This is a genomic window from Bradyrhizobium semiaridum (assembly GCF_020329505.1).
GTDB lineage: Bacteria > Pseudomonadota > Alphaproteobacteria > Rhizobiales > Xanthobacteraceae > Bradyrhizobium > Bradyrhizobium semiaridum.
In genome coordinates, this window is record NZ_JAGKJJ010000016.1 from 65,294 (window position 1) to 76,694 (window position 11,401).

Annotated in this window: 12 protein-coding genes and 1 pseudogene; 2 read left to right on the top strand and 11 right to left on the bottom strand. The window is 65.4% G+C overall.

The features are described 5' to 3' along the window. Positions 1-19: 19 nt before the first annotated feature. The 9 genes and pseudogenes from J6500_RS19250 to J6500_RS19290 form a co-directional block, all read right to left on the bottom strand. Entirely contained in the window at positions 20-1,243 is a 1,224-nt protein-coding gene (locus tag J6500_RS19250) for a threonine ammonia-lyase (protein WP_225714263.1), read from the bottom strand. A 128-nt stretch (positions 1,244-1,371) separates the two neighbouring features. Continuing rightward, a complete protein-coding gene (locus tag J6500_RS19255) occupies positions 1,372-2,112 on the bottom strand; it encodes a di-trans,poly-cis-decaprenylcistransferase (RefSeq protein ID WP_225714264.1) in 741 nt (246 codons plus the stop codon). 32 nt (positions 2,113-2,144) lie between these two features. Next, positions 2,145-2,525: a transcriptional regulator gene (locus tag J6500_RS19260; RefSeq protein ID WP_225714265.1), complete on the bottom strand. Its 381-nt coding sequence runs from the start codon at positions 2,523-2,525 to the stop codon at positions 2,145-2,147. Further along, a complete protein-coding gene (locus tag J6500_RS19265; RefSeq protein WP_225714266.1) occupies positions 2,512-3,129 on the bottom strand; it encodes a hypothetical protein in 618 nt (205 codons plus the stop codon). Before J6500_RS19265 ends, J6500_RS19260 begins: the two co-directional genes overlap by 14 nt. 155 nt (positions 3,130-3,284) lie before the next feature. Next, positions 3,285-3,638 carry a DUF1428 domain-containing protein gene (locus J6500_RS19270; RefSeq protein WP_225714267.1) on the bottom strand — a complete coding sequence of 118 codons (354 nt, stop codon included), beginning with the start codon at positions 3,636-3,638 and terminating at the stop codon, positions 3,285-3,287. A gap of 50 nt (positions 3,639-3,688) precedes the next feature. After that, positions 3,689-4,426 carry a DUF899 domain-containing protein gene (locus J6500_RS19275; protein WP_225714268.1) on the bottom strand — a complete coding sequence of 246 codons (738 nt, stop codon included), beginning with the start codon at positions 4,424-4,426 and terminating at the stop codon, positions 3,689-3,691. 22 nt (positions 4,427-4,448) lie between these two features. Next, positions 4,449-4,784, bottom strand: a pseudogene (locus J6500_RS19280) (SRPBCC family protein); the annotation flags it as partial. 11 nt (positions 4,785-4,795) lie between these two features. Beyond that, positions 4,796-5,269, bottom strand: coding sequence for an ArsR/SmtB family transcription factor (locus J6500_RS19285; protein ID WP_225714269.1), 474 nt, complete (start codon positions 5,267-5,269; stop codon positions 4,796-4,798). 130 nt (positions 5,270-5,399) lie between these two features. Continuing rightward, positions 5,400-6,371 (bottom strand): Bug family tripartite tricarboxylate transporter substrate binding protein, encoded by a 972-nt coding sequence (locus J6500_RS19290; protein WP_211985638.1) that lies wholly within the window; start codon positions 6,369-6,371, stop codon positions 5,400-5,402. A 148-nt stretch (positions 6,372-6,519) separates the two neighbouring features. Here J6500_RS19290 and J6500_RS19295 point away from each other — a divergent pair, with 148 nt between their 5' ends. Both J6500_RS19295 and J6500_RS19300 read left to right on the top strand, forming a co-directional pair. Next, on the top strand, positions 6,520-6,939 hold the full coding sequence (locus J6500_RS19295; RefSeq protein WP_225714270.1) for a VOC family protein: 420 nt from the start codon (positions 6,520-6,522) through the stop codon (positions 6,937-6,939). A 142-nt stretch (positions 6,940-7,081) separates the two neighbouring features. Then, entirely contained in the window at positions 7,082-8,662 is a 1,581-nt protein-coding gene (locus J6500_RS19300; RefSeq protein ID WP_225714271.1) for an AMP-binding protein, read from the top strand. A 74-nt stretch (positions 8,663-8,736) separates the two neighbouring features. On the opposite strand, the gene J6500_RS19305 is transcribed toward J6500_RS19300, so the two are convergent. After that, positions 8,737-10,026 (bottom strand): cytochrome P450, encoded by a 1,290-nt coding sequence (locus J6500_RS19305; protein ID WP_225714272.1) that lies wholly within the window; start codon positions 10,024-10,026, stop codon positions 8,737-8,739. Between the two features lie 140 nt (positions 10,027-10,166). After that, entirely contained in the window at positions 10,167-11,261 is a 1,095-nt protein-coding gene (locus J6500_RS19310; RefSeq protein ID WP_225714273.1) for an HD-GYP domain-containing protein, read from the bottom strand. Positions 11,262-11,401: the final 140 nt, after the last annotated feature.

Below are 11,401 nucleotides of genomic sequence, written 5' to 3' on the forward strand. Positions count from 1 at the left end.
TTCAGCCAGTCATCCCCGCTCAGCTCTCGCGCACCGCAAATCCGGCCGCGCCCAGTTGCGCCATCACGTCCTGTAGATGCGCGCGGTCGCGGGTCTCGATGACGAGCTCGAGCAATGTCGCCTTGGCCGGCAGGTCGGAGAAGGTGCGCTGGTGCGAGACCTCGATGATGTTGGCACCGGCCGCGGCCAGCAGATTGCAGACCGAAGCGAGCTGGCCGGGGCGATCGACGATGTCGAGCGCGAGCTGGGTCAGGCGGCCCTCGCGCGCCAGCTCGCGGGTCAGCACCGAGGCGATCAGCCGCGTGTCGATATTGCCGCCGGTCAGCACCAGCCCGACATTGCGGCCGGCGAAGCGCTCCGATGCGCTCAGCACTGCGGCAAGTCCGGCGGCACCGGCCCCCTCGACCACGGTCTTCTCGATCGAGATCAGCGTGGCGACCGCGCGCTCGATCTGGTCCTCGCTGACAAGCAAGATGTCGTCGACGAGATCGCGGACGATCCTGGTGGTGATCTGGCCGGGCGCCTTGACGGCGATGCCCTCGGCGAGCGTATCGCCGCGCATCGGCAGCTGCGCGCCCCTGACAGCATTGTACATCGACGGATAAAGCTGCGCCTGCACGCCGATCACCTGCACCGACGGCTGGATCGCCTTCGCAGCGGTCGAGATGCCGGAGATCAGGCCGCCGCCCCCGATCGGCACCACCAGGATATCGAGCTCCGGCACGGTCTCGAGCATTTCGAGCCCGATCGTGCCCTGGCCGGCGATGATCAGGGGATCGTCGTAGGGATGGATCTGGATCAGGCCCTTCGACGCGGCATGCGACGTCACGAAGGCGGCGCATTCCTCCAGCGTCTGCCCGATGATGATTACCTCGGCGCCGTGCCGCCTGGTGTTCTCGATCTTCACCATCGGCGTGCCGATCGGCATCACGATGGTGGCGGGGATGCCGAGCCGCCTGGCGTGGTACGCCACGCCCTGGGCGTGGTTGCCGGCCGACATCGCGATCACGCCGCGCTTGCGCTCGTCTGAAGACAGCGCGTGCAGGCGGTTCAGCGCGCCGCGCTCCTTGAAGGTCGCGGTGAACTGCAGATTCTCGAATTTCAGGAACAGCCGGCAGCCGCAGATCTCGCCGAGCGTGCGGCTCTCGTTGCACGCGGTGACCATGACCTGGTCGCGGATCACGGCCGCAGCACGGCGGACGTCGGCGAGGGTCACGGCGGGAGGATTGGAAGGCTTTTGCATCGGGCTTCGCTTCGAACCGGTGGAAGAGCGAAGCCTAGCCGGTTTCGGCGTCGAAAACGACCATGCTATCGCACGGACAGCGCCGCTTGCTCGGGCTTGAGCGGCCTGGTATCGACTTGCGCGGCGCGCTAGAGGTTCGGCACCTCCTCGGGCGCGACGGCCGTCAGCCCACCGAAACGGCGCTCGCGGCGATGGAATGAGCCGAGCGCTTCGGCGAGATCGTCGGCATCGAATTCGGGCCACATCCGTTCGGTGAAATGCAGCTCGGCATAGGCGCCTTCCCAGAGCAGGAAGTCCGAGAGCCGCTTCTCGCCGGAGGTGCGGATGATCAGATCGACGTCACGCAGGCCGGCTTCGCCGGTGATAAGATCGGCGAAGGCCTCGCGGCTGAGCTGGCCGGCTGCACCGGCGCGCGCCGCCGCATTCAGGATCGCATCGCGCGCCGAATAGTCGATGGCGATGCGCAAATGCAGTGTCGTGCCGCCCGAGGTCGCGGCCTCGGCGCGCGCGATGGCGTTGGCGATGCCGTCCGGCAGGCGGTCGCGGCGGCCGATCACGGTGAGGCGGACGCCGTTGCGCACCAGCGCCGCGACCTCGTTGGCGAGATAGAAGCGCAGCAGGCCCATCAACGCGGTGACCTCGGCTTTCGGCCGGCGCCAGTTGTCGCTGGAGAAGGCATAGAGCGTCAGTGTGCCGACGCCCTGGTCGGGCGCGGCCTCGACGATGCGGCGGATCGCCTCGACGCCGGCCTCGTGGCCGCGCAGCCGCGACAGGCCGCGCCGCGTCGCCCAGCGGCCGTTGCCGTCCATGATGATGCCGACATGCAGCCGTGCGGCGGGTTCCAGCTTGAGCGCGACGTTACTTTGCATCACAAAGTCTCCGGGCAAAAAAATCCATCTGGTCAGGCGGTCTGGACGCCAAGGCGCGAAGGCGCGCCTGCGTCCTTGCCGGCAGCCTTCGCGGCGTCGCGCACCAGTTGCTCGAGCACGGCGAGATAGTCGAGGAAGCGGCGGCGGCCGGTCTTGGTGAGGCGGCAGGTGGTGTGCGGACGATTGCCCTCATAGCCCTTGATGACGTCGACGAGGCCCGCCTCCTGCAGCACCTGCAGATGTCGCGAGAGATTGCCGTCGGTGAGGCCGCACAGCTGCTTGAGATCGGCAAACGCGAGACCCTTTGGGTGTGCCATCAGCGAGGTCAACAGCCCGAGCCGCGCCTTCTCATGGATGACGCGGTCGAGCCCCTCATAGGCAAACGGCGCGCTGGTGAGTTCAATCTTCGGCATCGTCGTCTCCGGAAGCAAAATACAGCAGCGCGGCGAGCAGCAGCTGGCCGATCGCGAATGGCAGCCCCATGGTCCAGGGAGACAGCGCATGGCTCTGGCTCGCGATCAGGAGCACCGTGAAACCCGACAGGAAGTACCAGGCGCCGCCGAACGCGATCGTGCGCGGCAACAGGCGCACCGAGGCGAACACGCCGAGGCTGACCAGCACCTGCCACAGGCCGGGCAGCATCCACAGCGTTTCCGGCGCGAATTTCCATTGCAGGATTGCCAGCAGCACGCCGGCGATCGCGGCGGGCAGGAACTGCTCGATCGCCTGCTGCACCATCGCATCGGCGAGGCCCGAATGATGCCGCCGCGAGCGCGCCTGCATCTCGATCCAGATCAGCACGGCCGACAGCAGCGCCGCGGCGGCCCAGCCGGCGAGGAACGCGATCGGATGATTGCTGGGGTCATCGAGCCAGAGATATTGCGCAAGCGCGGTGACGAGGGCGATGCCGCTGGTCGCAGCCACGGTGGCCGGACCGTAACCGCGGAACGCGGTGCCTGCCGCAATCTGGCTGCGGATCGCAAGAATGTCGGCCAGGGCCTTGTCGAGGTCGCGCATGATTCGCCCGAACTTTGTATTGCAAAGTATACGGGCCCGCCAAGCAAAGGCAAGCAGCACTAGGCGGCGCGCCGATCAAGATGTTTAACGCTCGGTTACTGCACGAATCCTGCATAAATGCGGCGCCAAGCACATACGGCGGACGAGCTGAGGCGTCACACCTTCACGAGTGCAGCGAAGCCGCCATAGATCATCCGCTTGCCGTCGAACGGCATCGTATCAGGCTTCATATCCAGACGCGGATCCGCCATCACCTTGGCATTGATCCTGTCGCGCTGGGCGCGCGACTTGTAGGTGATCCAGGCGAACACGACTGTTTCGCCGGACTTCAATTTCACACTCTGTGGAAACGAGGTCAGCTTGCCCGGCTTGACGTCGTCGGCGACCCATTCGCGATAATCCAGCGCGCCGTATTCGCGCCAGATCTTGCCGGCCTTCTTCGAGAGCTTTGCATAGGCCTTGAGGTTCTTCTTCGGCACGGCGACGATGAAGCCATCGACGTAGGGCATTGCGTTTCCTTCCGGTATTTGGCGTCCTTGCGAGCGCGTCGGCGCTCACATCAGCTGTGACAGCAGGATGCCTGAACCGGTGACGGTTGGTACTGGTCACGTAGCCGCACCCAATCCATCGGATAGGGCAGCCCTTCTTCGTGACGGCCAAGCGGCGTCAGGTCGAGATAGTGATAGGCGGCGTTCATCATGTCGAGGCCGCGGGCGAAGGTCGAGTAGGTGTGGAACACGCTGCCTGCATCGTCGCGATAGAACACGCTGATGCCAGGCAGTTCGTCGCCATAGGGCGGCGTCGTGCCGAAATTGTACTGCGCCTCGCCTCTATCCATCTGCTCGCGCGTGAACGTGACGCCGTAATCGTAGTTGAAGTCGTTGTTCCCCGACGACACCCAATCGAAGGTCCAGCCCATGCGCTGCTTGAAGGCGTCGAGTTTCGCCATGGGCGCGCGCGAGACCGCGGCCATCGTGGTATCGCGCGCTGCAAGATGCGGCGCCATGCGGTCGAGACCGTCGGCCCAGAACGAGCAGCTCTTGCAGGCCGTGTCCCATTCCGGCGCGAACATGATGTGCTGCACCACGAGCTGCGGCCGGCCCTTGAAGAGATCGCCGAGCGACACCTTGCCGCCTGGGCCTTCGAACACATAATCCTTGTCGACCTTGACCCAGGGCAGTTCGCGGCGCTGACGGCTCAACGCGTCGCGGGCTTGCGTCAATTGCTTCTCGCCGATCATCAGCGCCTTGCGCGCCGCGATCCACTCCTCGCGCGAGACGATTTTGTGCTGTTGCATGAGATGCTCCTTTCGACGGCCGTCAGGCGTTGACGAAGGTTTCGAGATTGCCGAGGGTCTCAGTCCAGCCGCGCTGATGATTGTCGCGGGCGGCCTCGTCCGCGAATTGCGCGTGATGGAAGGTGAGCAGCGTGCCGCCGGCTTCAGGCTTGATCAAAATCGTGACCTGCGACTCGCGCTCCGGCGTCGAGTGCCAGGCCCAGCTGAACATCAGCTTTTCGTTCGGTACCACCTCGCGATAGACGCCGCCGACCTCGTGATATTCGCCGTTCGAACCGGTGAAGCTGATGCGGTAGCGGCCGCCGACGCGAACATCGAGCTCGGCGCGGGTCGAGCCGGGCTTGACCTGCCCGGGCCCGAACCACTGCGCTAGGTTTTCCGGTTGGGTCCACGCGGCGTAGACTTTTTCCGGCCGCGCCCGGAGGCGCCGCGTGAGGGTGAGGCTTGGACGTGATTGCGGATGCGCGGCGAGGCCGGCGTCGGCTGCGGTGCTGTTGGCCGATTGATTGACCATGGGTCGTCCTCCACAAAGGCTGCAAGGCGGTCGAGGTTGTCGGACCAGAATTGCGCGTAGCGATTGAGCCAGTTCATCGCCTGCTCCATCGGTCTCGCGGTCAGCCGGCATTCCACCGTGCGGCCGGTCTTCTCGCGGACGATCAGGCCGGCATCCGAGAGCACGTCGAGATGCTTCATGATCGCCGGCAGCGACATCGCAAACGGCTGCGCCAGCTCGCTGATCGAGAGGCCGTCCTGCTCACCGAGCCGCGCCAGCAGGGCGCGACGGGTGGGGTCGGAAAGCGCCGCGAAGGTGCGGTCCAGCGTCTCGTCCTGATACTTAACCATATAGTTTAGTATAGGCACGAACCGCGCGGCGTCAAGAGCCGGGCTCACGATTGCGTCAGCCCCTCAAACGTGAAGCCCCGCCTTGCGGCGGGGCTTGCTCAGGCATCATGCAGTTGCGCAGGGCCGCGGATCACTCGACCTTGAGGCCGGCGAACTCGACGACCTTCTTCCACTTGTCGGTCTCGGCCTTGATGTCGTTGCCGAACGCTTCCGGCGTCTGGATCAGGGGATCGCCGCCGAGTTCGACCAGCCGCTTCTTCATGTCAGGCTCGGCGAGAACCGCGTTGATCTCGGTGTTGAGCTTGGCGATGTATTCCTTGGGCATGTTCTTCGGTCCGCCCATGCCGAACAGCGCGCTCGCCTCATAGCCCTTCACGGTCTCGGCGACCGCCTGCACGTCGGGCAATTGCGCGGAGCGCTCCGTGGTGGTCACGCCGAGCGCGCGCAGCGCGCCGGAGCGGATGTGCTGGATGATCGAGGGCATGTTGTCGAAGATCACCTGCACCTGGCCGCCGAGCATGTCGGTGATCGCCGGCGCGGCGCCGCGATACGGCACGTGCTGCATCTTGCAACCGGTCATCGCCATGAACATCTCGCCGGACAGATGCACCGAGGTGCCGTTGCCGGACGAGGCCATGTTCACCTTGCCGGGATTGGCCTTCACATACTCGATGAACTCGGCGACGTTCTTGGCCGGCACGTCCTTGTTGACCGTCATCACGTTGGGAACGCGGTTGAACGAGGCGATCGGCGCGACGTCGCGCACGAAGTTGAACTTCAGATTGGCGTAAAGCGAGGCGTTGATGTAGTTGGCCGGATTGACCAGCAGCACCGTATAGCCGTCCGGCTCGGCGTTGATCGCAGCTTCCGTGCCAATGTTGTTGCCGGCGCCCGGCTTGTTCTCGATCACGAATTGCTGGCCGAGCCGTTCCGAGAGCCGCTGGCCGATTAGGCGCGCGATGATGTCGGTGGCGCCGCCGGGCGGATAGCCGACGATCCAGCGCACCGGCCGCGCCGGATAATCGGCGGCGGAGGCACGGCCGATCGCGAATGTCGAAATCCCCGACCCGATCAGGCCCAGCGCGGTGCGGCGTGAAATCATTGAAGTTTCTCCCATGCAGCAGGGTTTGGCGCCCTGCCCGTTTCTGTTCAGTTGCGTGCGGCGGGGTTTTAACAAACAATGCCTGAGGCGGCCAGTGCGACACGTGTGCCGCAGGCCGCGACGAAAGACTAAGCCGAGGGGATCCGCCATGGGCGTGAAGGTGAATGCGCTCGACCATCTCGTGATCAACGTCACCGACGTCGTGCGCACCGTTGCCTGGTACAGTAGGATCCTCGGCATGGAGGTCAAGGTGTTCGATCCGGGCAAAGGCAAGACGCCGCGCACCTCGCTGGTGTTCGGCAACCAGAAGATCAATGTGCGGCCGCGCGATGCCGACAAGGTCGAGTGGTTCACGGCCAATCACGCGGCGGCCGGCAGCGACGACCTCTGCTTCCTGACCGCGAGCACGCCCGAGGAGGTGGTCGCGCATCTCAAGGCCCATGGGGTTGCGATCGAGGAAGGCCCGGTGGCCAGGCAGGGTGCGCGTGGCACGCTGCGCTCGGTCTATTGCCGCGATCCCGACGGCAGCCTGATCGAGATCTCGTCGTACGAGGCCGGCGCGAAATAGCTCCTCCTCCGTCATTGCGAGCCAACGGGTGGCAATGACGCGGACAGGGTGTGGCAAATCACGATTTGCCGATCGCCGTAAGCAGTGGCACAAAGGCTCCCGACAACGAGCAAGCAGCCGCTGAAGCTGCGCGGGAGGACACATGACTATTGCAAAGCCGGCGCCGGGCGTCGTGGGACCGTTCGCGGGGCTCGACGTGCCGTGGCTGCTCAAGATGCGTGCCGAGGTGCGGCGCGATCACCCGTTCCTGATCTGGGCGCCATTCGACGCGCCGGCGCGGCGCTGGAGCTATGGCGAATTCCATGAGCGGGTCGGCGCGCTGGCCGCGGGACTTGCCGGGCGCGGCATCCGGCCGGGCGACTACGTCCTGATCCATCTCGACAATTGCATCGAGGCGATCATGGCGTGGTTCGCCTGCGTCGAGCTCGGCGCCATCGCGGTCACCACCAATACACGCTCGGCCGCCGCCGAGATGGAGTATTTTGCGGACCATTGCGGCGCCGTCGCCGCCATCACCCAGCCGGCCTATGCCGAACTGCTCGCCGCCAATTGCAAGGGCCTGCGCTGGATCGCAGTGACCTCGCACGATGCGGGACAAGCGCCCGCACAGGCCCCGTCCCGCGGCGACAGCTTTGATGCGCTGTTCGCCGACTGCGCCGACCGGCCGCGCCGACCGACTGATCCGCTCGCGCCTTGCAGCGTGCAGTATACGTCCGGCACGACATCACGGCCGAAAGCGGTGCTGTGGACGCATGCCAACGCGCTGTGGGGCGCCAAGGTCAACGCCGCACATCAGGACCTGCACGCAGCCGATGTGCATCAGACCTATCTGCCGCTGTTCCACACCAATGCGCTGGCCTATTCGATGCTGGCCTCGCTGTGGGTCGGCGCGACCTGCGTGGTCCAGCCGCGCTTCTCGGCCAGCCGCTTCTGGCCGGTGGCGCTGGAGCATGGCTGCACCTGGACCTCGACGATCCCGTTCTGCATGAAGGCGCTGCTGGAGCACGAGATCCCGAAGCAACACAAGTTCCGGCTCTGGGGCACCGCGGTGAACGATCCGCCGCCGTTCGCAGCATTCGGGGTCAAGATCATCGGCTGGTGGGGCATGACCGAGACCATCACCCATGGCATCGTCGGCGAGGTCGACCAGCCCAACACGCCGATGTCGATCGGCCGCGCCGCGTCCGAATACGAGATCCGCATCGTCGACGATGACGGCACACCCACGAGCGTCGGCGAGACCGGCAACCTCTTGATCAAGGGCATTCCTGGCCTGTCGCTGTTCGCCGAATATCTGCACAACGAGAAGGCGACGCGCGAGAGCTTCGACGAGTACGGCTATTTCATCACCGGCGACCGCGTCACCTTGCTGGAGCGCGGCTACATCAAGTTCGGCGATCGCTCCAAGGACATGCTGAAGGTGGGCGGCGAGAATGTCGCGGCGTCCGAGATCGAGCAGGTGATCGCGGTGGTGCCGGGCGTGCGCGAGGCCGCGGTGGTGGCGAAGAAGCATCCGATGCTGGACGAGGTGCCGGTCGTCTTCATCATTCCGCAGACCGGCGTTGCCGCACTGCCGGCCGATTTGCACGACAACGTCATGGCCGCGTGCCGCGCCGGTCTCGCCGACTTCAAGCTGCCGCGCGAGATCCGATTCGTCGACGAGATGCCGCGCTCGACGCTGGAGAAGGTCGCGAAGGCGGAGCTAAGGAAGATGCTGGAGTAGAGGCCGGCGCTCACCCGTCATTGCGAGGAGCGAGGCGACGAAGCAATCCATCGCTCCACAGACGCGGCCCGACGCTAATTCAGCTCGAACCGGATCGGCAGCTTCTTCGGGCCATTGACGAAATACGCCTGCGTCATCTTCACCTCGCCGTCGAGCGACAGCGATTTCAGCCGCGGCAGCAGCTCCTCGAACAGGATGCGCATCTCGAGTTTTGCCAGATACTGGCCGAGGCAGAGATGCGCGCCGTAGCCGAACGCGACATGGCGATTCGGCTTGCGGTCGCTGCGGAAGCGGTAGGGGTCCTCGAACACCTCCTCGTCGCGGTTGCCGGAGGCGTAGCACAGCATCAGCCAGTCGCCCTTGGCGATCTTGCGGCCGCCGAGCTCGGTATCGGCGGTGGCCGAGCGCATGAAATGCTTGACCGGCGTCATCCAGCGGATCGCCTCGTCGACCAAGCCGGGGATCAGCTCCGGATTGGCCTTCACCTTGGCGAACTCGGCGGGGTCCTCGGCCAGCGCCCAGATCGCGCCTGCGGTCGAGGATGAGGTGGTGTCATGGCCGGCGGTCGCGACGATCATGTAGTAGCTGGTCTGATCGTGCTCGGGCATGTCGTCGCCGCCGATCTTGGCGTTGGCGATGACGGTGGCGAGGTCCTCGCGCGGATTGCGGCGGCGGTCCTCGGTGATGCCACGGAAATAGGCCGAGAAATCTGCCACCACGGACTGCATCATCGTCGAGAACGCCTCCGCGCTCAGCGCCTCGCGGCTGCGCGCGGTGTCGGGATCCTGCGGGCCGAACAGCTCCTGCGTCAGCTTGAGCATGCGCGGCTCGTCCTGCTCGGGCACGCCGAGGATCTCCATGATGACGTGCAGCGGATAGCCGAGCGCGACGTCCTCGACGAAATCGCAGGCGCCGCCCCGCTCCAGCATGCGCGCCACGGTGGCGCGCGCGATCTCGCGGATACGCGCTTCGAACTTGCCGAGATTGGCCGGCATGAACCAGCCCTGGGTCAACGCGCGGTACTTCGGATGATCCGGCGCGTCCATCTGCACCAGCGAGCGCACCAGATTGGGACCGCCGGTGATCTTGCGGACGCGCGCCTCGACCGCCTGGTTGGTCAACGTCGTCGGGCGGTCGGCATTGTGGAACAGCTCGTTCTGCCGGCTGACCGCCTGGATGTGGGCGTGCCTGGTCACCACCCAGAACGGATCGAACCGTTCCGGACGCGCGATGCCGAGCGGATTGTTGCCGCGCAGCCAGCGATAGACGTCGTGAATGCGATCGTCGGCATAAGCGGCGGGATCGACCAGCGTCGCCGCGATATCGGCCGGAATGTCGAGATGCGCGGTTGCTGCCGTGTCCATGGTCGTCCTCGCCGTCATCGATCAACCCATGATCATCGGGATCTAGGCGCAGGCGAGGCCGAGGACTTGCGTCAGATGGCTAGGCTCGGGCGCGCATTCGCGCGACCCGTTGGCACGCCATGACGCGGAGGGAGAAGGGCTCAATAATGCCCGAACGCCACCGGGCGGAACGCCTGCAGCAATTGCTGGTCGAGCTTGCCGCCCATCTCCTCCATCATGGAGAACGCCTTGGCGTGGGTGAATTGCAGCCGGTAGGCACGCTTCTCGACAAGCGCGGCGTAGACGTCCACGATGGTGGTGACGCGGACGATGTCGCTGATCTGATTGCCGCTGAGGCCGTTGGGATAGCCGGTGCCGTCGAGAAACTCATGGTGATGCAGGATCACGTCGAGCATTTCCGGCGGGAAGCCGCCCTGCGCCGACAGCGCCTCGTAGCCGCGCCGCGGATGCTCGCGCATCTCGGCCATCTCCTCGACCGTCAGCGCGCCCGGCTTGTCGAGCAGCGCCACCGGAACGAACGCCTTGCCGACATCGTGCAGCAGCGCGGCGCGGGCGAGCCGGCGCTGGTCGTCGTCGCGCATGCCGAGATGCTGCGCAAACGCCACCGCAAAGCCGGTCACGAACAGGCAGTGGCGATAGGTTTCCTGGTGATGGCAGCCGACCGTGGTCAGCCACTCGCGCAGCGAATTGTGCTTGATCGCCTTCAGGATCTTGTTCTCGGCCGCGACGATGTCGTCGTATTTCAGCGGCTCGCCGGCGCGCATCCGCTCGAAGATCTTGACCATCACGCCGTGGGCCGCCTCGACGCCGCGGTTGAGCGCCTTGCCGCGATCGGTCTCGTCATAGCCGCTGTCGTCGGGGAACGCGGCACGGATGCGCTGCAGGATGCCGCGCGCGTCAAACGGCCGCGAGATGGTGTCGGTGGCGCCGAGCGCCCAGGCCTGCATCGAAGCGTGATGCAACGCGTCGGCAAGCACGAACAGCCGCGGCATCTCGCGATAGGCATCGGCCTGCAGCTTGGCGCGGACCAGCTGCACGCTTTCGGGCGAACGCAGATTGATGTCGACCACGATGCCGGAGAGGTCGCGGGCCGGCTCTTCGGGAATTTCCGACGTCGGGACGGTGTCGACATCACCGACGGACCGCAGGATGCTCGCGAGTTCGTTGCTCTGATCGTTGCGGTCCGACGCCAGCAGCAGGCGGCGCTTCGAAGTCTTGTTGGCCAAGGCAGTCATGAATTCCCCGTCGCGGTAACCGACCGACGAGGCGACGCTACCTGACGATGCGTTCCCTCCGCCTTAATGGGGATGCTGAACGGCGGTTGAGCGCAATGGATACAATTTGAGCGACCGCCGAATCCGACAGCGGAATCAAG